We start from the raw sequence: 24470 nt of genomic DNA, 5'->3' as shown, positions 1-24470 counted from the left end.
CCGTGCCTCTCCCGCGGAGTGAACCGTCCGAGCGCTTTCGAGGAGTCACCCGTGCCGTCCGCGCGCCCCCGCATCCTGTACGTCAGCGACCTGGCCTATCCGGCCAAGGGGCGGCGGTACTGCGACGAGGACATCGTCCTGACCTCGCGGCTGCGCGAGGAGTTCGACATCGCCGTGTGCCACCCGCTGGACGCGGCCGCGCTGATGTCCGGCTTCGACGCCGTGGTCGTACGCAACAGCGGGCCGGTCCTGCACTACCAGGCCGCGTACGACGCGTTCCGGGAGCGGGCCCTCGCGGACGGCGTCCGGGTCTACAACCAGCTGTCGGGCAAGGGGGACATGGCCGGCAAAGGGTATCTGCTGGAGCTGACCGCCGCCGGATTCCCGGTCATCCCCACCGTCGACAGCGCACGGGACCTGGACCTGCTGCCCGAGGCCGACACCTACGCGGTGAAGCCGAAGCAGGGCGCGGACTCCATCGGCCTGGAGTTCGTGCCGCGCGAGAGGCTCGCGGGGCAGCCGTTCGGCGACATCCTCGTCCAGCCGCGCATCGACTTCCGCTACGAGGTGTCGTTCTACTTCGTCGACCGCACTCTCCAGTACGCCCTGTACGCGCCCGACCCGAAGCGGCGGTGGGCCCTGGAGCCGTACGAACCGACCGCCGAGGACCGGGAGTTCGCGCAGCGCTTCGTCGACTGGAACGACATCGCGTACGGCATCCAGCGCGTGGACGCCTGCCGGGCCCCCGGCGGTGAGCTGCTCCTCGTCGAGCTGGAGGACCTCAACCCGTATCTCTCGCTGGACCTCCTCTCCCCCGAGGTCAGGGACGCCTTCGTCTCCCGGATGAAAACGTCGTTGCGCGCCCTGATCGGGCAGGAGACGGTACGAGCCGTACCGCCCGTCCGACAGGGGGATCACCCATGACCACGCCACCCGTCCGGTGGACCTACGCCTTCGTCGACCGGCCCGGCCCGGATCTCGGTGCGGCTCTCGGCTTCTGGACCTCGGTCACGGGGACGAAGCTGTCCGAACCGCGCGGCGATCAGGGCGAGTTCGTGACGCTGCTGCCCGGCGGGGCCGACGCGTGCCTGAAGGCTCAGGGTGTCGCGGACGGGGCCGGGGGCGCGCATCTCGACCTCGCCGTCGAGGACGTACCGGCGCTGGTGGAGTCGGCTCGGCGGCTGGGTGCCGAGGTGGTCTCCGGCCATGACGGGTGGGCCGTACTCCGGTCGCCCGGCGGGCAGTTGTTCTGCGCGGTGCCCTGGCAGGGGGAGTCCGCGCGGCCACCCGTGGTCGAGGGACCGGGCGGCGCGACGAGCCGGCTCGACCAGGTGAGCATCGACCTGGCACCGGCCGTGTACGCCGCCGAGATCGCCTTCTGGAGCGAGCTCACCCGGTGGGAGTCCCACCCCGGCGCGCTCTCCGAGTTCCACCTGATCAAGCCGCCCGCCGGGCTGCCGCTCCGCATCCTGCTGCAACGCCTCGGCACCGACCGCCCCACCTCCGCCCACCTCGATCTCGCCTGCTCGGACGTCGAGGCGGTCCGGGCCAACCACGAGGGCCTCGGGGCCACGCCGGTCGGCCGGGGTGCGCGCTGGACGGTGATGAGGGACCCCGTCGGCGGCGTCTACTGCCTGACCGGCCGCGACCCCGGAACGGGCAGCCTGCCCTAAGGCCCGGTCCCGACCACGCAGAGGACGGGTCGCCCGTTCTCCGCCTCCGGGCAGGCGAACGCCGAGGCGTGCGCGGAGAGCAGTGGTGCCGGGACGCCGCGGCCGTCCTGCTCGGAGGTGTACCAGCCGGTGGGCGGTGGCGGTTCCGCCGATGCCCGGAGCCAGAGCGTGAGGGCGCCGCCCCCGGTCACGACGACCGCCCACACCACCAGGACCCACCGCCACACCCGGCGTCGTCCCCCCGCCGCGGTCACGCCGAAGCCGCTTCGCCCCGGTCCCAGACCTCCACGTCCACGACGGCGTCCACCGGAATCGGCCCGTAGATGTGCGGGAACTCCTCACCACCGGGCTCCATCGCCTCGAACCGGACGGGCACGTCCAGCCGTTCGGCGTCGACGACGAGGACCACGAGCTCGTCGGGTCCGGTGTAGGAGCCGTACACCATGGCGGCCACGGCCGGGAGTTGGTGGCGCACCGAGCAGTGGATGAAGCCCTCCTCCTGGAGGGTCCGGCCGCGGGTGGACATCTCGAAGGCGCCCGGCGCGCGGGCCGCGTCCCAGAGGGAGCGCTCGGTCAGGTGCAACAGGGGTTCGGACATACGGCCAACGCTATGGCCTCAGCCGGGCCGCCCGCGCCTCCAGATATCGCCGTTCGGGGAGGCTGAGGGTCTGACCGGCCGCCGACGCGTAGGCGGCCCTCGCCCCGGCCGTGTCACCCGCGCGCTCCAGCAGATGGGCGCGGACCGCGTCCAGCCGGTGTCCCGCTGCCGCCGCCCCCTCCAGTCGGTCGAGTTCGGCGAGGGCGGCGCGCGGGCCGTGCACCATGGCCACGGCGACCGTGCGGTTGAGGCGTTCGACGGGGCCCGGGACCCGGCGGACGAGGACGTCGTACAGGCCGAGGATCTCGGTCCAGTCCGTCGCCTCGGCCGAGGGTGCCTCGTCGTGGACCGCGGCGATCGCGGCCCGGAGCGCGTAGGGGCCCGCCGGGCCCCGCGTCAGCGCCTCCGTCACGAGGGCCACCCCCTCCCCGATCGCCGCCTTGTCCCAGCGGTCGCGGTCCTGCTCGTCGAGGGGAACGAGCTCCCCGTACGGTCCGGTCCGCGCGGTGCGCCGGGCGTCGGTCAGCAGCATCAGCGCGAGCAGGCCGGTCACCTCGCCGTCCTCGGGCAGCAGCCGGTGGACGGTGCGGGTCAACCTGATGGCCTCGCGGGCGAGTTCGGCCCGTTGGAGTGCGGTTCCGGAGGTCGCCGTATAGCCCTCGTTGAAGATCAGGTAGAGGGTGTGCAGGACGGCGGGCAGCCGTTCTTCCCAGTGGTCGGGGCGGCCGAAACCCATACCCCGCACCCGCTGCTTGGCCCGGCTGATCCGTTGCGCCATGGTCGCCTCGGGCACCAGGTACGCCCGCGCGATCTCCGCCGTGGTCAGACCGCCCACCGCGCGCAGGGTGAGCGCGATCTGCCCGGCCGGGGGCAGATCGGGGTGGCAGCACAGGAAGAGCAGGGAGAGCGTGTCGTCCTCCGAAGGGGCACGGTCCGCGCCCGGCGGCGGTGCCGTGAACGCGTCCCGCGGCGTCAGCGCCGCCGCCTTCTCCTCCCGCAGCCGCCGCGCCTCCTCCGCGCGCAGGGCGTCGACGAGCCGTCGCGAGGCGACCTTGATCAGCCATCCGCGCGGGTTGTCCGGCACGTCCTTCGCGGGCCACTGCCCGGCGGCCGCGAGCAGCGCCTCCTGCACGGCGTCCTCGGCGGCGTCGAAGTGCCCGTAGCGACGGACGAGCGCGCCGAGGACCTGCGGCGCATGGCGGCGCAGCAGGTCCTCGACCTCGGTCGTGCCTCTCATCCCGCTCAGATGTCCCCGGCACCGTCCTGGATACGCCGGACGACCACCGGGTATTCGGTGAGGCCCTCGGGGCCCGGGCAGCGGGTGACGCGCTCGGCGATCTCGGTGACCCGCTCCAGGCTCGCGCAGTCGACCACCCAGTAGCCGGCCATCAGCTCCTTGGTCTCGCTGTACGGGCCGTCGGTGATCACGGCCTTGCCGTCGGGCCCCCTGCTCACCAGGCGGGTCTGCGCGGGCTCGACCAGCCCCTGCGCGTCGACCAGTTCACCCGATTCCGAGAGGTCGTCGCTGATCGCGCCCATGTAGGCGTACATGGCCTGCAGTTCCTGCTCGCTCCAGGCCGGCGACTGGGCGGTCGCCTTGCCCCGCATGCTCTCGTAGTCGGCCTGTGTGCCCTGCACCATCACCAGGTACTTCATGAGTCCGCTCCTTCGGCTTCCTCGGCTCGGACCGCCCGTACCGGGCGGCTCTCACAGGGGACGTCGGAGCCGGCCCGCCCTTCTCTACACGGCGGCGGCCGGCGCTTCAGGAATTCTCCGCGGCGGGCTCGTCCGGCAGATCGTGCCCGGGGCCGCGCCCTGCCGGCAGGTGGTGTCCGTGCCCGGGTTCGTCGGTGTACGCCTCACACTCCGGGTTCCGGCAGGGGCCGGGGCCCCATCTGGGGACCCAGGCGCCCAGGGTCTTGTACCGGTGCACCACCGTGGCGACCGGTTGCCCGCAGACGGGACATGCATGCTCATCGGTGCCCATGCCTTCAGGGTAGGGCGGCGGCGGACTCAGCGCTTCCTGCGGTACGTCCGCACGAGCACCCCGTTCCCGAACACCCGGACCACGTCGAGCGTGAAGTCGCTGATGTCGAATCCGGAGCCGAACATCGGCATGCCGGAGCCGAGGACCACGGGGTACGTCTTGACGACCAGTTCGTCCACCTCGTCGATCAGCGCGCCCGCGAGCATCGAGCCGCCGCACAGGTAGATGCCGAACGCACTGTCCTCCGACTTGAGTTCGCGGACCGTCGCGCGGATGTCGTCCGCGACGATCCGCACCTGCGGGTCGGGCGACTCGGCGAGGCTCCGGGAGGCGACGTACTGGCGCAGATGCGCGTAGGGGCTGGTGACTCCGACGTCCAGCGCCACGTCGTAACTGGCACGGCCCTGGACGACCGTGTCGAACACCCGGTTCTCCAGGTCGTCGACGCCGAGGGCCCGGCGGCCTTGCGTCGGCAGGGTCTCCGGGTACTCCGCCTTGAGGAAGGCGAGGAACTCCTCGTCGACGAACGGCATGAACGCCTGGGCGTCTCCGTCGGGGTCGCCGATGAAGCCGTCGATCGAGCAGGCGACGAAATAGGTGAGCTTGCGCAAGCGGGTCTCTTCTCGTAGGTGGCGTCTTCTTGGACGGCTTTCGCCGAACCACGTCAGTTATAGTGCTTCACCTGTAGTGGTTACAAGGGGATTTCCCGGCCGGTCCCGGAGAAGGTCCGGACGGCCGACGCGGAGGAGGCCCGCATGGCGAGGAACATCGAGCGCAGAGCCGCTCTCGTCGACGCCGCCGTGGCGGTGCTGGCGCGGGAGGGGGCCCGCGGGCTGACGTTCCGCGCGGTGGACGCCGAGGCCGCCGTCCCGGTGGGCACCTCGTCGAACTACTTCACCGACCGCGACGACCTGCTCCACCAGATCGACGCCCACCTCCACCGGCGCCTGGCCCCGGACCCGGCGGTGCTGGCCGATCTGCTGAAGGGAGCCCGGAACCGGGCCCTGGTCCTGGAGTTCATGCGCGACCTGCTGGCCCGAGCGACCCGTGACCGCACCGGGTATCTCGCCCTGTTCGAGATGCGCCTGGAGGCCACCCGCCGCCCCGCCCTGCGCACCTCGTACACCGCGTCGGTGCGCGGTGACCTGGATCAGGCCATGGGGTTCCACCGGGACGCGGCGCTGCCGGGCGGCGACGAGACCGTGGTCGTCCTCTACCTCGCGGTGCTCGGGCTGCTCCTGGAACACCTGACCCTGCCCGGGGTGCTGGACGACGCCCTGCCGGGCGTCGCCGTACCGGACGCCCTGCTCGAAAAGATCGTGTCGACCATCGTCCCGGAGGCCTAGGCCTCCGGGACGATGGTCGGGGTCGGGGTCGGGGTCCGGGTCGAGGTCGGGGTCCGGGTCTCCAGGCCGTCGGTGGTGCAGGCCGCCGAGGGGCAGGCCGTCGGGGCACAGGCGGCGGGGGCGCCGGAAGCGGGCGGGGCGGGCCGGGATCTAGAGCTGGGAGGACCGGCCACCGGGGCGAGGGTCGCGCCACATCGGCCACATCCGCGGACCCTCCGGCAGGTCGAGGGGACGGCCCGTGAGCACGAAGCCGAGCCGTTCGTACAGCGCGCGGCTGCGGTCGTTGCTCGCCTCCAGATACGCGGCCAGGCCCTCGCGGTCGCAGCGTTCGAGGACCGACTCGATGAGCGCGCTGCCGAGCCCCTCGCCCTGGCGCTCCGGCGCCACGCCGATCATCCACAAGTACGCGTGGGCGCGTCCCACGGGGTGGACATCCGCCGTGAGCCGGCCGATCAGCTCGACCCGTTCATTGTCCGGGTCGACAGCCGCGCGCAGGTGCGCGGGGCCGTCCTCGTCCGCACCGTCGCCCTCCACCGCGTCCTCATGACCGCCGTCGGGGAGGGACAGCCACAGGGCGCACGCCGAACCGTCCTCGGCCAGGTCCACACGCCCCTCCGCGAGCACCACGTCGGTGAAGGCCGCCATCAGCTTGGGGTGCGTCGCACGGCGGTGCGCCCGGTCCGGGAAGACCCAGTTGCTCACCGGATCGTCCTGGAACGCCTCGTCCAGCAGCCGGACGACCAGCTCCCGGTCCGCCTCGCCCGCCACCCGTATCGCCACACCCATGACCCGCCCCACCCTTCGCCCCAACCAGCCTTGACCGTACGGCGGTTGAGCCTAATGCGCCCCGGAGCCGACGGACCGACCCCGGGTGCCCGAGGGGTGGGGGCGGCCGGATGTCCGGCGCCCGGAAGATCCGGATGCTCGCGGGCGCGGGGGCCGGGGCTCGGCAGCGAGGGCGCCGGGCGCGGCGGCGGCACGCGTGGCACGGGGAACAACACGCGTGGCGTGGGCGGCTGTGCGGTCCGGCATGTGCGAAGGCGCGGGCCCCGCACACCGTGGGGATGTGCGGGGCCCGCTCTCCGGAGCCCGGCACCGTACGGATGTCAGGTGCCGTACGGTGCCCGGGACTCCGGGGTCTTCGACCGGCCGGGCCGGTCAGGTGCTGCGCCGGGTGACGAACTCGGCGAGGGCGAGAAGACCGCCCGCGGCCTCGGGGTCGGGGACAGCCCGGGACAGTTCGTGCATCGCCCGGGACATCCGGTCGGCCGCCTGGACCTGCGCCCAGTCGCGCCCTCCCGCACGCTCGACGGCGAGCGCCGTGCGCTCCAACTCTCCTTCCCGGTAAGGCGCCGCGTACAACTCGGCCAGCTCCGCGGCCGCCGGGGTGCCCGAGGTGAGCGCGGCGACCACGGGCAGCGACTTCTTGCGGGCGGCGAGGTCCGCCCCGGCCGGTTTGCCGGTGCGGCTCGGGTCCCCCCAGATCCCGATCACGTCGTCGATCAGCTGGAAGGCGAGCCCGGCCTCCCGGCCGAACGCGTCGAGCGCCTCTACGTCCTCGGCGTCCGCCCCCGCGTACAACCCCCCGATGGCACAGGCGCTGCCGAGCAGGGCGCCGGTCTTCGCCTCGGCCATGGCCAGGCACGCGTCGAGGGTGACCTCGCCGGGGCCGAGCCGCTCCATGGCCGTGTCCGTGTGCTGTCCGGCGCACAGTTCGACGACGCAGCCCGCGAGCCGCGCGGCGGCCGGCGAGGACGCGGGGTGCGGGTCCTCGGCGAGCAGCCGCTGGGCAAGCGCCTGCAGGGCGTCCCCGGCGAGGATCGCGTCGGCGTCGCCGAACACGGTCCACGCGGTGGGACGGTGTCTGCGGGTGGTGTCCCGGTCCATCACGTCGTCGTGCAGCAGGGTGAAGTTGTGGATCAGCTCCACCGCGGCGGCCGCGCGTACGGCCGTCGCGTGCTGTCCGCCGAGCGCCTGGACCGCGGTCAGCACGAGCGCGGGCCGGATGGCCTTGCCGGGGTTCCCCGCCGCCGGAGTGCCGTCCGCCTGCTCCCAGCCGAAGTGGTACAGCGCGATCCGGCGCATCGAGCCCGGCAGCGAGTCGATGGCCCTGCGCAGTTCGGGGTCGACGGACGCCCGGGCGCGCTCCAGGATGCCCGCGGCCTCCTGCGCGTCGAGCGGGTTCGACGTGCCCTCCCCTCCCATGGGTCTCCCGCCGGCACTTCGCCTGTCCGGAGCCCCGGCCGGGCGCCGCCCGTTCGGAATTCCGGCCGGACCCTGCTGCGTCTCCGTCGTCATGCGATCACCTGCGCGATCGCACCGGACCGTCGGCCGACGGTCGCCGAACGGCCGCCGGGCGCGCACCCCCGTCGCGTTCCCGCCCAGGGGGAGGGGAACACGACGGGCTCCGCTTCGCGGAACGTCACCGCCAGCGGCCGATCTCGACGTTCTCCAGGATGCCGAGGGCGTCCGGCACGAGCACCGCGGCCGAGTAGTACGCCGTCACCAGGTAGGAGATGATCGCCTGTTCGTTGATGCCCATGAAGCGCACCGACAGGCTCGGCTCGATCTCGTCCGGGATACCGGCCTGCTGGAGCCCGACGACTCCCTGCTCGGCCTCGCCGGTGCGCATGGCGATGATCGAGGTCGTACGGGCGTCGCTGACCGGGATCTTGTTGCACGGGAAGATCGGTACCCCGCGCCAGGTCGGGATGCGGTTGCCGCCCATCTCGATGGTCTCGGGGACGAGTCCGCGCTTGTTCAGTTCGCGGCCGAACGCGGAGATCGCGCGCGGGTGGGCGAGGAACAGTTTGGTGCCGCGCCGGCGGCTGAGCAGCTCGTCCATGTCGTCGGGGCTCGGCACGCCGTCGTGGGGCTGGAGCCGCTGGTCGTACTCGCAGTTGTTGAGCATGCCGAACTCGCGGTTGTTGATGAGCTCGTGCTCCTGGCGCTCCTTCAACGCCTCCACGGTGAGCCGCAACTGCTGCTCGGTCTGGTTCATCGGCTGGTTGTAGAGGTCGGCCACGCGCGTGTGCAGGCGCAGGACGGTCTGGGCGATGCTCAGTTCGTACTCGCGGGGTGCGGCGTCGTAGTCCACGAAGGTGCCCGGGATGTCCTGTTCACCGGTGTGTCCTGCCGCGAGGTCGATCTCCTTCTCGCCGTACTTGTTGGTGCGCTGCGAGGGAATCGCACGCAGGTCCGTGAGATGCTCCCGCAGCGAATCGGAGCGCTCCGCCACCTGTTCGAGGTCCTGGCGGGGCAGCGCGAGCACGGTGACCGCCGTCACCGCGCGGGCCGTGTACTCCCAGATGGCCTCCGGGTCGATGAGCGCCTGCTCGCCGAAGTACGCGCCGTCGGCGAGGACACCGAGCACCGCGTCGTCTCCGTAGGGGCCGGTACCGATCTTCTCGACCTTGCCGTGCGCCAGCAGGAACACCTCGTCGGCCTGGCTGCCGAACGAGGCCAGCACCTCCCCCGGGCCGAACTCCCGCTGCTGGCACCGCTGGGCGAGCTCGCCCAGCACCTCCAGATCCTCGTACGACCGCAGTACGGACAGTTCGCCGAGCTCCGCGGGGATCACCTGGACACGGTCGCCGGTCTTGACGAACGTGACGCGACCGTCGCCCACGGAGTAACTGAGCCGCCGGTTCACGCGGTACGTGCCACCCTGCACGTTCACCCACGGAAGCATGCGCAGCAGCCACCGTGAGCTGATCTCCTGCATCTGTGGCGCGGACTTGGTGGTGGTGGCCAGGTTCCGCGCGGCTGATGTGCCGAGACTCTGCTGCGGACGGTTCTGCTCCGCGCGGACCTCTTCGCCTACCGACATGAAAATTGCCCTCCCGGTCGTGCACTGATCTTGCGGAACAAGCCTTTCATCACAGAGCGTGCTGGTGCTATTACACGAATGAGGGGGAATGGATCACCCCGGACCTGGGCAGAGAGGGTGATTCTGTCGAGCCGTCGCCGCCCGCCGGCCGGGGAGGCTCCACGGTCCGGCCTCTTCGACGCCCGAGAACCGCGCCGCCGCCCGCGGAGATGCTTTCCTCCGGTCCTGACCGGTTCCTCCGCGACTGACCGGATCGGCTCGCACGCCGTGCGAACGGGTGGGTCCGGCGGCCCGGTCGGCGATAGAAGCTGCGATACGAGACGGCCGCGCAAGGTGGCCGGCGCGCAGCGCGAAGGAGGCGGCCATGGCCTCGCCCATGTCCGCGGGCAGCTTCCTGGACCGGATCAGGGAGGAAGGCGTCCATGTCGTCGAGGTCGGCGACTGGAAGCATCACAACCGCAATCACAAGGGCCCGTGGGGGCCGGTGCACGGCGTGATGATCCACCACACGGTGACCTCGGGCACCGAGCGAACGGTCGGGATCTGCCGCGAGGGCCACGGGGACCTGCCCGGGCCGCTGTGCCACGGCGTCATCGCCAAGGACGGCGTCCTCCACCTGGTCGGCTACGGCCGGGCCAACCACGCGGGCCTCGGGGACGACGACGTGCTGCGCGCGGTGATCGCCGAGAAGGCGCTTCCGCACGACAACGAGGCGAACACCGACGGCAACCGCCACTTCTACGGCTTCGAGTGCGAGAACCTCGGCGACGGCAAGGACCCGTGGCCCGAGGCGCAGCTCGACGCCATCGCCAAGGTCTCCGCCGCGATCTGCCGGCACTACGGCTGGACGGAGCGCTCGGTCATCGGCCACTTGGAATGGCAGCCCGGAAAGGTGGACCCGCGAGGATTCACGATGAGCTTCCTGCGGGGGCGCGTCCGCGAGCTGCTGAAGTGAGCGCATGAAGCAAGGGGCCGAACCCCGCGTCTGAATCGCGAGGCCCGACCGAGCGCGCGCCATGAGCGGCCGGCACCGCGGACCACCCCGGTGTCCGGCCGTCCCCGGACAGGTGTCCGACAATGAGAGCGTGAGCAGCCCCGATGCCCCGGATCCCGCCGCCGCTCCCGGCGCGCCGGGAGCGGCCGAAGCGCTCGGCCCGGCAGGCCCCCGGCCGCGGCTTCCGTCGCCGCTTCGGGAGGCCGTGGACGGGCGCTTCGCGCGCCACGGCGTCCGTCTGCTGCTGAAGCGGGACGATCTGATCCACCCGGAGCTGATCGGCAACAAGTGGCGCAAGCTGACGCCGAACCTCGAAGCGGCGGCGGGCCGCACCCTGGTCACCTTCGGCGGGGCCTACTCGAACCATCTGCGCGCCACCGCCGCGGCCGGCCGCCTGCTGAGCCTGCCGACCCTCGGTGTGGTCCGCGGCCAGGAGCTGGCGGACCGCCCCCTCAACTCCTCGCTCGCCCGCTGCGCGGCCGACGGCATGCGCCTGCACTTCGTCGACAGGTCGACCTATCGCCGCAAGACGGAGCCGCGGACGCTGGCCGGGATCCTGCGCTCGACGGACACCGAGGACGCGTACGTGGTGCCCGAGGGCGGCAGCAACGCCCTCGCCGTGCGCGGCTGCCGGGCGCTCGGCGAGGAGCTGCGCGACCATGGCGGCATCGACGTGGCCGCCCTCGCCTGCGGTACCGGCGGCACCCTCGCGGGCCTGGCCGCGGGCCTCGCACCCGACCAGCGCGCCCTCGGCTTCCCGGTGCTCAGAGGCGGGTTCCTGGACGCCGACACGACGGCCCTGCAGACGGCCGCCTTCGGTGCCCGGCGCGGAACCTGGTCCCTCGACGACCGCTTCCACTTCGGCGGCTACGCCCGCACCACTCCCGAACTCGACGCCTTCGCGGAGGACTTCGAGCAGCGCCACGGGCTGCCCGTCGAACGTCTCTATGTCGCCAAGATGCTGTACGGACTTGTCGCCCTCGCCGAGGAGGGCGCGTTTCCGCGCGGCACGACGGTGGCGGCGGTGATCACCGGTGCGCCGTTCCCCGCCGCGGGGACCGGGCCTCAGGCCGCCTCCCGGTAGGCCGCCGCCTCCTCCAGGTCCAGTCGGCGCAGCAGCGTGCGCAGCATCTCGTCGTCGATGTAGCGGTAGTCGCGCAGCTTGACGAAGACCTCGCGCTCGGCGCCGATCATCTCGCGGGAGAGGCGGCGGTAGGTGTCGTCGGCGGTCTCGCCGGTGACCGGGTTGACCGCGCCGAGCCGCTCCCAGACGGCGTTGCGGCGCCGCTCAAGGACGGTGCGCAGCCGCTCGGCGAGCGGCGGGGGCAGTGCGTTGCGCTCGTCGGCGAGGAGTTCGTCGAGGCGCTGCTCGGCGGCGCGGGAGGCCTGCGCCTGGGCGTTGGCCTCGGCGAGCGTCTCGGCCTGTGTGTCGCGTCCCGGAAGTTTCAGCAGCCGGATCAGCGGGGGCAGCGTCAAGCCTTGGACGACCAGGGTGCCGATGACGGTGGTGAAGGTCAGGAAGAGGATCAGGTTGCGACCGGGGAAGGGGCCGCCGCCGTGCACGGTGAGCGGGATGGAGAAGGCGATGGCGAGCGAGACGACGCCGCGCATGCCGGCCCAGCCGATGACGAACGGCGCCTTCCAGGTGGGGTTGTCCTCGCGTTCGCGGATGCGCGCCGAGAAGATGCGGGGCAGGAAGGTGGCGGGGTAGACCCACACGAAGCGGGCCGCGACGACGACGAGGAAGAGGGCGATCGCGTACCAGGCGGCAGTCGTGCCCGAGTACGCCCCGAGGCCCTTCAGGACGACGGGCAGCTGCAGTCCGATCAGCGCGAACACCGCGGACTCCAGGACGAACGCGACCATCTTCCAGACCGCCTCCTCCTGGAGCCGGGTCGCGAAGTCCACCTCCCAGGAGCGGTGTCCGAGGTAGAGCGCGACGACGACGACCGCGAGCACGCCGGAGGCGTCGAACCACTCGGCGACGCCGTAGGCGACGAAGGGGATCAGCAGGGAGAGGGTGTTCTGCAGGAGCGCTTCGTTCATGTGGGTGCGCAGCCAGTGGATGGGGATCATCAGCACGAGTCCGACGACCACCCCGCCGACCGCCGCGAGCAGGAACTCGCGGATGCCGCCCGCCCAGGTCGCGCCCTCGCCGACCGCCGCGGCGAGCGCCACCTTGTAGGCGGTGATCGCGGTCGCGTCGTTCACCAGCGACTCGCCCTGCAGGATCGTGGTGATCCGTGAGGGCAGCCCCACCCGGCGCGCCACCGCCGTCGCGGCCACCGCGTCCGGCGGCGCGACCACGGCGCCCAGCACCAGTGCCGCGGTGAGCGGCAGGCTCGGCACGAGCAGATAGGTGACCCAGCCGACCACGAGGGTCGCGAAGAGGACGTAGCCCACCGACAGGAGCGCGACGGGCCTCAACTGGGCCCTCAGGTCGAGGTAGGAGCTGTCGGTGGCCGCCGTGTACAGCAGCGGGGGCAGCAGCAGCGGGAGGACGACTTCGGGGTCGAGTTCGTACGGAGGCACTCCGGGGATGTACGAGACGATCAGGCCCACGGCGACGAGCAGCAGGGGCGCCGGAACCGGAGTACGGCGGGCGGCGCCGGCGACCGCCGCGCTCCCCGCGACCAGCAACAACAGTGGCAACACGTGCATCGTCTTCCGCCCGCCCTCTTTTTCGCGCGGCATCCCGCACACCCGACGTAACCTGGCAATCATGAAACAGTGCACGCACGCCGACGCGCTGCCGCAGCCCGAACCCGGGCCCCGCAGCGAAACCTGCCTGGAGTGCGTGGCGGCCGGCACCCACCCGGTGCAGCTCCGGCTGTGCCTGGAGTGCGGACATCTCGCCTGTTGCGACTCCTCACCGCTGCGGCACGCGACGGAGCACCACAAGGACACCGGACATCCGATCATGCGCACGTTCGAGCCGGGGGAGAACTGGCGTTGGTGTTTCGTGGACCACGTACTGGTCTGAGCCGTGGATCACGTACGCGCGTGACTCAGGATCCGGACGGTTCGACCGTCTGACGTCTGGGTACGTCAACCCGGCGCGCGCTCTTCCTATTTGGGGCCGCAGACCCCTAGCCACTGTCCGTACTCATAGGCTTACTATGAGTGACAGCAAGGGACGGGGTCCCCAGGACAGGAAAGTCGGGAGCGCGGTAGCGTCACCGCTGAACGACGTAGCGCGTTACCCCGGGGGGCGACCCTCGGCCCCCGAAAGAGCTCGAATGAGCTTGTACCACCATGGAGGTGAGGGTGTCCCAGATCGCAGGCGAGCCCGCGACGAAGGACTTCGTGGAAGTCCGGCTGCCGGCCGCGGGTGCCTACCTGTCGGTACTTCGCACGGCCACGGCCGGGCTGGCAGCCCGTTTGGACTTCACCCTCGACGAGATCGAGGACCTGCGCATCGCGGTGGACGAGGCCTGCGCGATCCTGCTGCAGCAGGCCGTCCCCGGTTCGGTGCTCAGTTGTGTCTTCCGGCTCATCGACGACTCACTGGAGGTCACGGTCTCGGCGCCGACCACGGACGGTCACGCTCCGTCACGTGACACCTTCGCGTGGACCGTCCTCTCGGCCCTCGCGGGCAAGGTCGACTCCACCGTCGCCGAGGACAAGACCGTTTCGATCAGCCTCTACAAACAGCGCGGCGCGGGACCCGGGCCGGCGTGAGGAACGGGGACGGGCCGGTGCGGGACGAAGAACGCGGCACACGGGAGCCTCCCGCGGAGCGCGTCGACGGCCTCGACGGGCCGCGGCACACGGCGGACGGCGTCGACGGCATCCCCGAACAGGCCCGGCCGCATCCGGAGAACGGCGTCTCCTCGGCAGCCGCAGCGCAGCTGGGGGTCGCCTCCCCCGTCCGGGGAGGTCCCCCCGGTTCGAGCGCAGCCGAGGACACGGGGGAAGAGCCGCGAGCTCGGGGAATGGTGACGGGCGGGACTATGAGCGAGCACGAGCGAAACGCGGAGCAGAACGTGCAGGGCGCGCAGCACGGGCCGAGCGCCCAGCCGGTCCAGCACGGGCCGAGCGCCCAGCCGGTCCAGCACGGGCCGAGCGCCCAGTACATCCGGCACGACCCGCAGGACCGCAGTGGGGCCCGGGCCATGTTCATCGAGCTGCGCAAGCTGCAGGACGGCAGCGCCGAGTACGCGGAGCTGCGCAATCAGCTGGTCCGCATGCATCTGCCGCTCGTCGAGCACCTCGCGCGCCGCTTCCGCAACCGCGGTGAGCCGCTGGACGACCTCACCCAGGTCGCGACGATCGGGCTGATCAAGTCGGTCGACCGGTTCGACCCGGAGCGCGGCGTCGAGTTCTCGACCTACGCGACCCCTACGGTGGTCGGCGAGATCAAGCGGCACTTCCGTGACAAGGGCTGGGCGGTGCGCGTCCCGCGTCGCCTCCAGGAGCTGCGGCTGGCTCTGACCACGGCGACCGCCGAGCTCTCCCAGCTGCACGGCCGCTCACCGACGGTCCACGAGCTGGCCGAGAAGCTGGCCATCTCTGAGGAGGAGGTCCTGGAGGGCCTGGAGTCCGCCAACGCGTACTCCACGCTGTCCCTGGACGTCCCCGACACGGACGACGAGTCCCCGGCCGTCGCGGACACCCTGGGCGCCGAGGACGAGGCGCTGGAGGGCGTCGAGTACCGGGAGTCGCTGAAGCCGCTCCTGGAGGACCTGCCGCCGCGGGAGAAGCGGATCCTGCTCCTTCGCTTCTTCGGCAACATGACGCAGTCGCAGATCGCGCAAGAGGTCGGCATCTCGCAGATGCACGTCTCGCGACTGCTGGCCCGGACCCTGGCCCAGCTGCGGGAGAAGCTCCTCGTCGAGGAGTGAGAACCGCCTACTTCTCGTCCTGTACGTCGCCGCCGGGCCCTCGGATTCCGAGGGCCCGTGTCGTTGCCGGGTTCAGCAGCAGCACCAGGGCCGCCACCGCGACGGCCGCGAGGGCGATGCCGGCGGGGATCGCGACGCTGTCGGCCTGGAGCAGGGTGTAGGCGACCGGCAGCGCCATGATCTGGGTGATGAGGGCCGGGCCCCGGCTCCAGCCGCGGCGCAGCAGCAGTCCGCGCGCGGCGAGCAGCGGCAGCAGCGCGAGCACGATCAGCGTGAGGCCGCCGGTGACGGCCTGCTGCCGGTTGTCGGGGTCGCCGGTGAGTCCGAGGACGAGGACGCAGACGCCGCCCGCCACGAGGGCGGTCCCCTCCAGCGCGGCCAGCGCCGCCGCGGCGGTCAGCCGCCCGGGACGGGGTTCGGCGAGGGGGGCGTCGGGGGTGGGATTCTGCTCTCGGCTCACTCCTGAAGAGTAGCCGTCGGCCCCGGACCGCCGGGCGCCCCGGGGGCCGGGTACCGCCCGGTCCCGGGGCTCGCGCCGATCCATGGCCACGTCCCCGCTCACCCTGGAACCTCTTACTCGATCCCTACCTCGGTCTGGGCCGAGTACCACCCAGTAGGTACGCTGCATCGCATGCGTGCACTCCTCGTGGTCAATCCGGCAGCAACCACCACAAGTGCGCGGACGCGTGACGTCTTGATCCACGCACTGGCCAGCGAGATGAAGCTGGAGGCGGTCACCACCGAGTACCGCGGGCACGCCCGGGACCTCGGGCGGCAGGCCGCGGACAGCGACGACATAGACCTGGTCGTGGCCCTCGGCGGGGACGGCACGGTCAACGAGGTCGTGAACGGTCTTCTCCACCGGGGCCCCGACCCGGAAAGCCTCCCCCGCCTCGCCGTGGTCCCCGGCGGCTCCACCAATGTCTTCGCCCGCGCCCTCGGCCTGCCGAACGACGCCGTGGAGGCGACCGGCGCCCTGCTGGACGCGCTGCGCGAGGAGCGCGAGCGCACGGTCGGCCTCGGCCTCGCCGCGGGGACTCCGGGCACGGAGGACGAGGCCGTGCCCTCCCGCTGGTTCACCTTCTGCGCCGGCCTCGGCTTCGACGCGGGTGTGGTGGGGCGGGTCGAGCAGCAGCGCGAACGCGGCCGCCGTTCCACCCATGCGCTGTATCTCCGCCAAGTGGTACGCCAGTTTTTGGACGAACCTCACCGCCGGCACGGAACGATCACCCTGGAACGCCCCGGCGCGGACCCGGTCACCGATCTGGTCCTGTCCATCATCTGCAACACCGCGCCGTGGACGTTTCTCGGCAATCGTCCGGTGTACGCGGCACCTAAGGCCTCGTTCGATACCGGACTCGACGTACTCGCCCTCAGCCGCATGTCGACGGCCTCGGTTGCCCGGTATGCCACCCAGTTGCTCACTTCGTCCCCCGCACGCGGCCCCCAGGGCAAGCACGCCGTCTCTCTGCATGACCTGACGGACTTCACCTTGCATTCCAAGGTGCCACTGCCCCTTCAGATGGACGGCGACCATCTGGGACTGCGTACCAGCGTGACGTTCACAGGCGTACGCCGTGCACTGCGTGTGATTGTGTGAGTGGAAGGGGCCAAAATCCTTTCACTCGAACGTTTAGGCCAGGGACCACCCCATGGAAGTACGGCTGTGACCCAGCCGACACCGAGGAATCAAAAAAAACTTTTCAGAAGGGGTTGTATCCGCCGCTGAGGTTTGCGAGTCTCTACGTGGCGCTCGGGGCGGCCCGCAACATCGGCCCCACAGAGCACCGGAACCCCTCCTCAAATCACAGGACCACACCAGTCCGTCTGGTTGTCGGCCCTTCACTTGTTGAGGGATTCGTGAAAGCGTTCACATTCACAAGCAACGTGCATGTAATACCAAGGAGAGGTAGCAGCCATGGACTGGCGTCACAACGCCGTTTGCCGCGAGGAAGACCCCGAGCTCTTCTTCCCCATCGGCAACACCGGTCCTGCGCTGCTGCAGATCGAGGAAGCCAAGGCCGTCTGTCGCCGCTGCCCCGTCATGGAGCAGTGTCTGCAGTGGGCGCTCGAGTCCGGCCAGGACTCCGGCGTCTGGGGTGGCCTCAGCGAGGACGAGCGCCGCGCAATGAAGCGCCGTGCCGCCCGCAACCGAGCTCGTCAGGCCACCGCCTGACGTTCCACCCCGCACGAGCCTGAGCTTGGCGGCGCGTACAGCGAGTACGCAACTCCCGCCCCCGAGCCGCAGCGCGCAGTACCCCGATGCGCTTGATGCAACGAGCTTTCAGCCCCGGACCACCTGGTGGTCCGGGGCTCATTGCTGTCCGCGTCCGGGCGTTCGTCGCCCTTGGCGTCCGATGCCGGTCACAGTGAGTGACGGTCGCTCATGGGCATCGGCTGCCCCCGCACTTGTGCGGGCATTTGTCCGGGCCGGCTACTTGGGTACGACCACCGGGATGTCCAGGAGCACCTGAGTGCCGCGCTCCGGAGCGGCGACCATGTCGAAGGTGCCGCCCAACTCGCCCTCCACCAGCGTCCGTACGATCTGCAGGCCGAGGTTGCCCGAGCGGTGCGGGTCGAAGCCCTCGGGCAGTCCGACCCCGTCGTCCTGGACGGTGACCAGCAGACGGGCATCCTTGGAGGTGCCGCCGCGCACCGCGGAGACCTCGACGGTGCCCCGGTCGCCCTCGCGGAAGCCGTGCTCCAGCGCGTTCTGGAGGATCTCGGTGAGGACCATGGAGAGCGGGGTCGCGACCTCGGCGTCCAGGATGCCGAAGCGTCCGGTGCGCCGGCCGGTGACCTTGCCGGGTGAGATCTCGGCGACCATGGCGAGCACCCGGTCCGCGATCTCGTCGAACTCCACCCGCTCGTCGAGGTTCTGGGAGAGCGTCTCGTGCACGATGGCGATCGAACCGACCCGGCGCACGGCTTCCTCCAGGGCTTCCCGGCCGCGGTCCGAGTCGATGCGGCGGGCCTGGAGCCGCAGCAGGGCCGCCACCGTCTGGAGGTTGTTCTTCACCCGGTGATGGATCTCCCGGATGGTGGCGTCCTTGGTGATCAACTCGCGCTCGCGGCGTCGCAGTTCGGTCACGTCACGGAGCAGGACCAGGGAACCGACGCGGGTGCCCTTGGGCTTGAGCGGGATCGCCCGCAGCTGGATCACGCCCTCGGCGCTCTCGATCTCGAACTCGCGGGGTGCCCAGCCGCTGGCCACCTTGGACAGCGCCTCGTCCACCGGGCCCCGGGACGGGGCGAGTTCGGCTGTCGTGGAACCGAGTTCGCAGCCCACCAGGTCGGTGGCCAGGCCCAGGCGGTGGTACGCGGAGAGCGCGTTCGGTGAGGCGTACTGGACGACGCCGTCCGCGTCGAGACGGATCAGTCCGTCGCCGACCCGCGGCGAGGCGTCCATGTCGACCTGCTGGTCGGGGAACGGGAAGGTGCCGGCGGCGATCATCTGCGCGAGGTCGGAGGCGCTCTGCAGATACGTCAGTTCGAGGCGGCTCGGGGTGCGCACGGTGAGCAGGTTGGTGTTGCGGGCGATGACACCGAGGACACGGCCCTCACGGCGTACGGGAATGGACTCGACCCGGACCGGGACCTCCTCGCGCCACTCGGGGTCGCCCTCGCGCACGATCCGGCCCTCGTCGAGCGCCGCGTCCAGCAGGGGGCGGCGTCCGCGCGGGACGAGATGGCCGACCATGTCGTCCTGATACGAGGTGGGCCCCGTGTTGGGGCGCATCTGCGCGACCGAGACATAGCGGGTGCCGTCGCGCGTGGGAACCCACAGCACGAGGTCGGCGAAGGAGAGGTCGGAGAGCAACTGCCACTCCGAGACCAGCAGATGCAGCCACTCGAGATCGGAATCACCGAGGGCGGTGTGCTGGCGTACGAGGTCGTTCATGGAGGGCACGTGTGCGAGCGTACCCGGCGGATCCGACAGGTCCCGAAATCAGCCACCCGCGCGGGGCGCCCAGCGGCGCCACAGGGCCCCGGAAACACCCGCGGGCCGCGGCGCCTGGGAGGGACCCTCAGCCCTCCCGGCACCGCAGCCCGGAGCAACATCGGCCGTGGGGTGTGCGGTCCCGGTCGGCCGAGGAGAGGAGCCGGAGCAGTCAGGGCAGAGAGCGCCGGTTCCTCGGTCCGCCTTCCTGTGCGGGGAAGACGGAGGTTTGTTCAGTTTCTCAAAGCATTGTGGACTAGACCATGGTCTCGCGTCCATGTGTCCGCAGCCCGTGCGCCCGCCGATGTTCTTCGCTGTCCGCTTATCCAACACCAGGAGCATCCGCCAGACTATCCCGCTTCGGTTCGTGAACGGGCGGAGTTGCCGGATGAGCGCGTCCGGGGCCGGTCCGGAGGCGCGGGCCCCCTTCCCGGGAGCACAAGGGAAGCGCGCCATGGCCCGTCGGGGCGACGGGAGGGTGACGCTCTGCTAGATTGGTCTATACCACATGCCCTTCGGGTTCCAGTTGAGTCCCCTGAGTCCCCTCTCCAGATCGGCAGGCCCAGCGTGGAAGTTGTCATCGTCCCGGACGCCAAGGCAGGCGGCGAGCTGATCGCCGAGGCCATGGCGGAACTGCTCAGGCGCAAGCCCGACGCCCTGCTCGGCGTGGCCACCGGCTCGACGCCGCTGCCCATCTACCAGGCGCTGGCGGCCCGAGCGGGTTCCGGTGCCGTGGACGCCTCGGGCGCGCGCATCGCGCAGCTCGACGAGTACGTGGGGCTGCCCGCCGAGCACCCCGAGTCCTACCGCTCCGTCCTGCGCCGTGAGGTGCTGGAACCGCTGGGCCTCGGCATGGACGCGTTCATGGGGCCCGACGGCACCGCGACGGACGTCCAGGCCGCGTGCGAGGCGTACGACAAGGCACTGACAGCCGCCGGCGGGGTCGACCTCCAGCTGCTGGGGATCGGGACGGACGGGCACATCGGGTTCAACGAGCCGTGCTCCTCGCTCGCCTCGCGGACCCGCATCAAGACGCTGACCGAGCAGACCCGGGTGGACAACGCGCGGTTCTTCGACGGCGACATCGAGCAGGTGCCGCACCACGTCATCACGCAGGGCATCGGCACGATCCTGGAGGCTCGGCACCTCGTGCTGCTCGCCACCGGCGAGGGCAAGGCGGACGCGGTGGCGGCGACCGTCGAGGGGCCGGTCGCGGCGGTCTGCCCGGCATCGGCGTTGCAGTTGCACCCGCACGCGACCGTGGTCGTCGACGACGCCGCCGCGTCCAAGCTGAAGCTCGCGGACTACTTCCGCCACACGTTCGCCGCCAAGCCGGACTGGCAGGGCATCTAGGGCCTGCGGCCACCCGGCCCGCGCCCGGCCTCCCTGGCCGCGCCGGGCCGCGCCGGGCCGCACGGATCATGCCCGGGCCGCACGAATCGTGCCCGGGCTTCGCGGATCATGCCCGGCCTTCGCGGATCGTGCTCCTCGGTCCGGCGTCAGGTTCGGTGCCGCGAGCGCACCCCGAGCGGTGAACGCACGGATGCCGGGCCTCCCTGGGGAGGCCCGGCATCCGTGCGTGTGGCCCCGGGGGCGGCCCGCTACTCCCCCGCGATGACCTCCGCCGCCGCCTGGCCGCACACCCGTGCCGCGCCGTGGGTGGCGATGTGCAGGGCGCCCCGGGGCGCCGACTGGGGAACGCCCATCTCGACCACGACGGTGTCGGGGCGGGACGCGAGGAGGGTGTCGAGGGCAGCCGCCATCCAGGGATGACGGTGTTCGTCGCGGACGACCGCGACGAGGGGCCGCGCGCCAGCGGCGGCGAGGGCCGAGGAGCCCGCGTCGTCGCCGGTGAAGCTGCCGGTCTCGGTGCCGGGAAGCAGCCGGGCCAGCTCCGCGGCCACACCCCAGGGAGTCTCGTCACCGACGGCGATGTTCGCCACCGGGGTGAGCGCGGCGACGAAGGGGGCCTCGGTGAGCGGGGTGTACGACGCCGAGCGCGTCACGGTGAGCGCGCGCCGGGCGGCAATCAGGCCGACATCGGCGGCCCCGCCCGTACTGTTCGAGCCACCCGAACCGATCGAGCCGCCCGAACCGTTCGAAACGTTCGAACCGCCCGTGCCGTTCGAGCCGCCCGCGGCGTTCGAAGCGTTCGAGCCGTTCAAGCCATTCCTGCGGTGCGCGCCGGGGGCGGTGGCGCTCCCGCCCGTCACCGCGGCGCGCGGCGCGGCCGCGGTGGTACCGCCCGCGGTCCCGGCCGCCGAGCCGGAGGCGGCCGTGGTGGTCCTGGAGATCGCGGAGGCCGCGGCCGTCCACTCGGCCAGCGCCCGCACCCGGTTCGCCGCGTCCGCGAGGCGTTCCTCGGGGAGTTCGCCGGCGCGGACGGCGGAGACCAGGGCGTCACGGAGACGGCGCACGGTGTCGTCGTCCGCCAGTCCGCCGCCGACGCAGATGGCGTCCGCGCCGGCCGCGATGGCCAGCACGCTGCCCCGCTCGATGCCGTACGTCGCGGAGATGGCCTGCATCTCCATGCCGTCGGTGACGATGAGGCCGTCGTAGCCGAGTTCCTCGCGCAGCAGGCCCGTGAGGATGCGGCGGGAGAGGGTGGCCGGGCGGTCCGGGTCCAGGGCCGGGACGAGGATGTGCGCGCTCATCACGGCACGGCTGCCCGCGGCGATCGCGGCCCGGAACGGGACGAGCTCGCGCGCCTGCAGGACCGACAGGTCCGCGTCGATCCGGGGCAGGGCGTGGTGGGAGTCCACCGCGGTGTCCCCGTGGCCGGGGAAGTGCTTGGTGCAGGCGGCGACGCCGGCGGCCTGGAGGCCGGTGACGTAGGCGGCCGTGTGCCGGGCCACCAGGTCGGTGTCGGCGCCGAAGGACCGTACGCCGATGACCGGGTTGGAGGGGTTGGAGTTCACGTCGGCGGACGGCGCCCAGTTGAGGTTCACTCCGCACGCGGCCAGCCGGCGGCCGAGCTCACGGGCGACGTCCTCGGTGAGCGACACGTCGTCGACGGCGCCCAGCGCGTGGTTGCCCGGGAAGGACGAACCGGTGCGCACCTCCAGGCGGGTGACGTCGCCGCCCTCCTCGTCGATGGCGACGAGGACGTCGTCGCGTTCGACGCGCAACTGGGCGGTCAGCGCGGCCAGTTGATCGGGCGAGACGATGTTGCGGCCGAACAGGCCGACGGAGGCGAGGCCTTCACCGAGGCGGCGGAGCAGCCAGTCCGGGGCCGTGGTCCCGGTGAAACCGGGCTGGAGCACGGTGAGGGCGTCGCGCGTCAGGGTGTCTGTACCGCTGGCGAATGTCGTCATCGGGTGGCGTTATCCCTTCACGGCGCCCGCGGTCAGACCCGCGGCCATCTTGCGCTGGACGAGGAGGAACAGGACGACGATCGGCACGGCCATCATGGTGGATCCGGCCATCATCGGGGCGTACTCGGTGCCGTGCTTGGTGGTGAAGTTGCCGAGCCAGACGGTGGCGGTCTGGTTCTTCTGGCTCATCAGCATGAGGGCGTAGAGGTATTCGTTCCACGCCTGGATGAAGGCGTAGACGGAGGTCGCGACCATGCCGGGAGCCAGCAGCGGGAAGACCACGCGGATGAAGGCGCCCGTGCGGCTGCACCCGTCGACCATCGCCGCCTCCTCCAGCTCCTTCGGGATGTTGACGATGAAGCCGCGCAGCGTCCACACCGTGAAGGGGAGGATGAAGGTCAGATACGTGATGATCAGACCGGAGAGCTTGTCGTACTGGTCGAGGTCGTTCAGCAGCAGGAAGACCGGGATGATCATGGCGACCAGCGGGACCATCTGGACCGCCAGGATGCCGACGATCACGACCTTGCGGCCGCGGAAGGCGAAGCGGGAGATGGCCAGCGCGGCCAGCATCCCCACCACGATGCCGATCACGACCACGGCGAGCGACACGACGAGGCTGCGGCCCACCGGGCCCCAGAAGTCGGCGATGTCCAGCGCGCGGCGGAAGTTGTCGAGCGTCAGCCCCGTGGGGAACAGGCTCGGGTCGGGGTCGATGGCGTCCTTGGCCGGCTTGAAGGCCGTGTTGAACATCCAGTAGACGGGGAAGCCGGCGGTGAGGAAGACCAGCAGGCCGAGCAGGTTCCAGCCGAGCTTGGACTTGCGGGGCCCGGAGGACTTCCGCCCCGCGGCGGACGCACGCCCGGGCGTGGCGACGGCGCTCATTCGACCTCTCCGATCTTCAGCATCTGACGCATGTACACGGCGACCACGCCCAGGAGCAGCAGCACGGTCAGCAGGGCGATCGCCGATCCCTGCGCGTAGTCGTTGACGACGAAGGCGCGGTCGTACGAGTACGTGGTGAGCAGTTGGAACTCGGCCTCGGGGTGTCCGCCGCGCATCACGAAGACCTGCGGGAACACACCCATGTCCCAGATGACGGAGAGCGTCGTGAGCATCACGATGATCGGCTTGAGGATCGGCAGCGTCACATAGCGGAAGACGCCCCAGGCGCCCGCGCCGTCGAGCCTCGCGGCCTCCTCCAGCTCCGCGGGCACCTGGGTGAGTCCCGCGCTGAGTGTGATGACGACGAACGGCACCGCGCCCCAGACGACCAGCAGCATGATCACGGCCAGGCCCTGCGGACCGCTCGCGAACCAGTTGTGGCCGATCATGTCGACGCCGGGGAGCTTGCTGAGCAGGGCGTTGAAGACGCCGTAGTCGGAGTCGAAGAGCCACTTGAAGACCGTGGTGGCCACGATGATGGGCATGCCCCAGCTGGCCACCAGCACGATGTTGATGAGCGTCTTCACCCAGCCCGAGACGCGCTGGAGGAGCAGCGCGATCAGCATGCCGATGACCATCGTGAAGATGACGGCCCCGCCGGCGAAGACGATCGTCCGGACGACCACCGCCCAGAACTCGCTGTCCCCGAGCACCTTGGAGAAGTTGTCGAAGCCGACCGACTCGGCCGGCTGGAAGCCCCAGAGCTGGGACTGCCCGAACTTCTGGAAGGAGAGCGTGACCAGGCGCACCAGCGGATAGCCGAGGACCACCGCGAGGATCAGCAGACAGGGAGCGAGCAGGGCCCAGGGGGCCGCCGTCGTGCCCGAGGTCCGCTTGACGCGTGGTGCCCTGGGGGCGGCCGGTGGCGGTGCCTGCCGCGGAGGCGGCACCTTGGCGGGGGTGGTCGTGTCTGCGGCACTCATCGCGCGCTCCTCAGCGGTCCCTCAGGTCGTACGAAAGCGAAGGCCCGCACGGCCGGGCGCCGCGGGGGCGAGCCCCG

Annotated in this window: 25 protein-coding genes; 11 read left to right on the top strand and 14 right to left on the bottom strand. The window is 71.3% G+C overall.

Annotation, left to right across the window (positions count from 1 at the left end; genetic code table 11):
* Positions 1 to 51: 51 nt before the first annotated feature.
* Both ACWD68_RS05655 and ACWD68_RS05650 read left to right on the top strand, forming a co-directional pair.
* On the top strand, positions 52 to 924 hold the full coding sequence (locus tag ACWD68_RS05655; RefSeq protein ID WP_451805203.1) for a hypothetical protein: 873 nt from the start codon (positions 52 to 54) through the stop codon (positions 922 to 924).
* The gene (locus ACWD68_RS05650) at positions 921 to 1673 is read left to right on the top strand and encodes a VOC family protein (protein ID WP_451805202.1); all 753 of its coding nucleotides are present in this window, start codon (positions 921 to 923) and stop codon (positions 1671 to 1673) included. Before ACWD68_RS05655 ends, ACWD68_RS05650 begins: the two co-directional genes overlap by 4 nt.
* Here the strand turns inward: ACWD68_RS05650 and ACWD68_RS05645 are convergent.
* The 5 genes from ACWD68_RS05645 to ACWD68_RS05625 all read right to left on the bottom strand — a co-directional run bounded on the left by ACWD68_RS05645 (position 1670) and on the right by ACWD68_RS05625 (position 4869).
* Entirely contained in the window at positions 1670 to 1927 is a 258-nt protein-coding gene (locus ACWD68_RS05645; protein ID WP_451805201.1) for a hypothetical protein, read from the bottom strand. The two genes, ACWD68_RS05650 and ACWD68_RS05645, sit on opposite strands and share 4 nt — an antisense overlap.
* Positions 1924 to 2271, bottom strand: a complete 348-nt coding sequence (locus tag ACWD68_RS05640; RefSeq protein WP_451805200.1) for a DUF952 domain-containing protein — start codon at positions 2269 to 2271, stop codon at positions 1924 to 1926. The genes ACWD68_RS05645 and ACWD68_RS05640 overlap by 4 nt, the downstream gene beginning before the upstream one ends.
* 10 nt (positions 2272 to 2281) lie before the next feature.
* Positions 2282 to 3508: an RNA polymerase sigma factor gene (locus tag ACWD68_RS05635; protein ID WP_451805199.1), complete on the bottom strand. Its 1227-nt coding sequence runs from the start codon at positions 3506 to 3508 to the stop codon at positions 2282 to 2284.
* A 5-nt stretch (positions 3509 to 3513) separates the two neighbouring features.
* Entirely contained in the window at positions 3514 to 3927 is a 414-nt protein-coding gene (locus ACWD68_RS05630) for a YciI family protein (protein WP_451805198.1), read from the bottom strand.
* A gap of 357 nt (positions 3928 to 4284) precedes the next feature.
* A complete protein-coding gene (locus tag ACWD68_RS05625) occupies positions 4285 to 4869 on the bottom strand; it encodes a dihydrofolate reductase family protein (RefSeq protein ID WP_451805197.1) in 585 nt (194 codons plus the stop codon).
* Between the two features lie 144 nt (positions 4870 to 5013).
* On the opposite strand from ACWD68_RS05625, the gene ACWD68_RS05620 reads away from it, so the two are divergent.
* Positions 5014 to 5604, top strand: coding sequence for a TetR/AcrR family transcriptional regulator (locus tag ACWD68_RS05620; RefSeq protein ID WP_451805196.1), 591 nt, complete (start codon positions 5014 to 5016; stop codon positions 5602 to 5604).
* Positions 5605 to 5754: 150 nt separating this feature from the next.
* On the opposite strand, the gene ACWD68_RS05615 is transcribed toward ACWD68_RS05620, so the two are convergent.
* From ACWD68_RS05615 to ACWD68_RS05605, 3 genes are all read right to left on the bottom strand, one after another.
* Positions 5755 to 6390 (bottom strand): GNAT family N-acetyltransferase, encoded by a 636-nt coding sequence (locus ACWD68_RS05615; protein WP_451805195.1) that lies wholly within the window; start codon positions 6388 to 6390, stop codon positions 5755 to 5757.
* Between the two features lie 372 nt (positions 6391 to 6762).
* Positions 6763 to 7902: a family 2 encapsulin nanocompartment cargo protein polyprenyl transferase gene (locus ACWD68_RS05610; RefSeq protein ID WP_451805194.1), complete on the bottom strand. Its 1140-nt coding sequence runs from the start codon at positions 7900 to 7902 to the stop codon at positions 6763 to 6765.
* Between the two features lie 124 nt (positions 7903 to 8026).
* On the bottom strand, positions 8027 to 9433 hold the full coding sequence (locus ACWD68_RS05605) for a family 2B encapsulin nanocompartment shell protein (protein ID WP_451805193.1): 1407 nt from the start codon (positions 9431 to 9433) through the stop codon (positions 8027 to 8029).
* Between the two features lie 364 nt (positions 9434 to 9797).
* Here ACWD68_RS05605 and ACWD68_RS05600 point away from each other — a divergent pair, with 364 nt between their 5' ends.
* Positions 9798 to 10388 (top strand): N-acetylmuramoyl-L-alanine amidase, encoded by a 591-nt coding sequence (locus ACWD68_RS05600; protein ID WP_451805192.1) that lies wholly within the window; start codon positions 9798 to 9800, stop codon positions 10386 to 10388.
* 61 nt (positions 10389 to 10449) lie between these two features.
* A complete protein-coding gene (locus ACWD68_RS05595; protein WP_451805191.1) occupies positions 10450 to 11511 on the top strand; it encodes a 1-aminocyclopropane-1-carboxylate deaminase/D-cysteine desulfhydrase in 1062 nt (353 codons plus the stop codon).
* Here the strand turns inward: ACWD68_RS05595 and ACWD68_RS05590 are convergent.
* Positions 11493 to 13088, bottom strand: a complete 1596-nt coding sequence (locus ACWD68_RS05590; RefSeq protein WP_451805347.1) for a Na+/H+ antiporter — start codon at positions 13086 to 13088, stop codon at positions 11493 to 11495. The genes ACWD68_RS05595 and ACWD68_RS05590 overlap by 19 nt on opposite strands.
* A gap of 61 nt (positions 13089 to 13149) precedes the next feature.
* Here ACWD68_RS05590 and ACWD68_RS05585 point away from each other — a divergent pair, with 61 nt between their 5' ends.
* From ACWD68_RS05585 to ACWD68_RS05575, 3 genes are all read left to right on the top strand, one after another.
* On the top strand, positions 13150 to 13410 hold the full coding sequence (locus tag ACWD68_RS05585; RefSeq protein WP_451805190.1) for a UBP-type zinc finger domain-containing protein: 261 nt from the start codon (positions 13150 to 13152) through the stop codon (positions 13408 to 13410).
* Positions 13411 to 13694: 284 nt separating this feature from the next.
* The gene (locus ACWD68_RS05580) at positions 13695 to 14108 is read left to right on the top strand and encodes an ATP-binding protein (protein ID WP_054228129.1); all 414 of its coding nucleotides are present in this window, start codon (positions 13695 to 13697) and stop codon (positions 14106 to 14108) included.
* A gap of 17 nt (positions 14109 to 14125) precedes the next feature.
* Positions 14126 to 15271 (top strand): RNA polymerase sigma factor SigF, encoded by a 1146-nt coding sequence (locus tag ACWD68_RS05575; protein ID WP_451805189.1) that lies wholly within the window; start codon positions 14126 to 14128, stop codon positions 15269 to 15271.
* Between the two features lie 7 nt (positions 15272 to 15278).
* Here the strand turns inward: ACWD68_RS05575 and ACWD68_RS05570 are convergent, their stop codons facing one another.
* Positions 15279 to 15731 (bottom strand): hypothetical protein, encoded by a 453-nt coding sequence (locus ACWD68_RS05570; protein ID WP_451805188.1) that lies wholly within the window; start codon positions 15729 to 15731, stop codon positions 15279 to 15281.
* A 171-nt stretch (positions 15732 to 15902) separates the two neighbouring features.
* Here ACWD68_RS05570 and ACWD68_RS05565 point away from each other — a divergent pair, with 171 nt between their 5' ends.
* The gene (locus tag ACWD68_RS05565; RefSeq protein ID WP_451805187.1) at positions 15903 to 16871 is read left to right on the top strand and encodes a diacylglycerol/lipid kinase family protein; all 969 of its coding nucleotides are present in this window, start codon (positions 15903 to 15905) and stop codon (positions 16869 to 16871) included.
* Between the two features lie 318 nt (positions 16872 to 17189).
* On the top strand, positions 17190 to 17447 hold the full coding sequence (locus ACWD68_RS05560; protein WP_006380970.1) for a WhiB family transcriptional regulator: 258 nt from the start codon (positions 17190 to 17192) through the stop codon (positions 17445 to 17447).
* A gap of 258 nt (positions 17448 to 17705) precedes the next feature.
* Here ACWD68_RS05560 and ACWD68_RS05555 read toward each other — a convergent pair whose 3' ends face one another.
* Positions 17706 to 19181 (bottom strand): sensor histidine kinase, encoded by a 1476-nt coding sequence (locus ACWD68_RS05555; protein ID WP_451805186.1) that lies wholly within the window; start codon positions 19179 to 19181, stop codon positions 17706 to 17708.
* A gap of 597 nt (positions 19182 to 19778) precedes the next feature.
* Here ACWD68_RS05555 and nagB point away from each other — a divergent pair.
* Positions 19779 to 20564, top strand: a complete 786-nt coding sequence (nagB, locus tag ACWD68_RS05550) for a glucosamine-6-phosphate deaminase (protein ID WP_451805185.1) — start codon at positions 19779 to 19781, stop codon at positions 20562 to 20564.
* A gap of 248 nt (positions 20565 to 20812) precedes the next feature.
* On the opposite strand, the gene ACWD68_RS05545 is transcribed toward nagB, so the two are convergent.
* From ACWD68_RS05545 to ACWD68_RS05535, 3 genes are read right to left on the bottom strand one after another with little or no spacing between them, the layout of a single operon-like run.
* Positions 20813 to 22525, bottom strand: coding sequence for a glycoside hydrolase family 3 protein (locus ACWD68_RS05545; RefSeq protein ID WP_451805184.1), 1713 nt, complete (start codon positions 22523 to 22525; stop codon positions 20813 to 20815).
* A gap of 9 nt (positions 22526 to 22534) precedes the next feature.
* Complete coding sequence (locus ACWD68_RS05540) at positions 22535 to 23410, bottom strand: carbohydrate ABC transporter permease (protein WP_351552825.1); 876 nt, start codon at positions 23408 to 23410, stop codon at positions 22535 to 22537.
* Positions 23407 to 24393 (bottom strand): carbohydrate ABC transporter permease, encoded by a 987-nt coding sequence (locus ACWD68_RS05535; RefSeq protein ID WP_451805183.1) that lies wholly within the window; start codon positions 24391 to 24393, stop codon positions 23407 to 23409. Before ACWD68_RS05535 ends, ACWD68_RS05540 begins: the two co-directional genes overlap by 4 nt.
* Positions 24394 to 24470 lie beyond the last annotated feature (77 nt).

The sequence above is a fragment of the Streptomyces sp. NPDC005141 genome (assembly GCF_053599975.1).
Note: the sequence above shows the minus strand (reverse complement) of the source record. Positions and strands in the feature narration are given on the sequence as shown.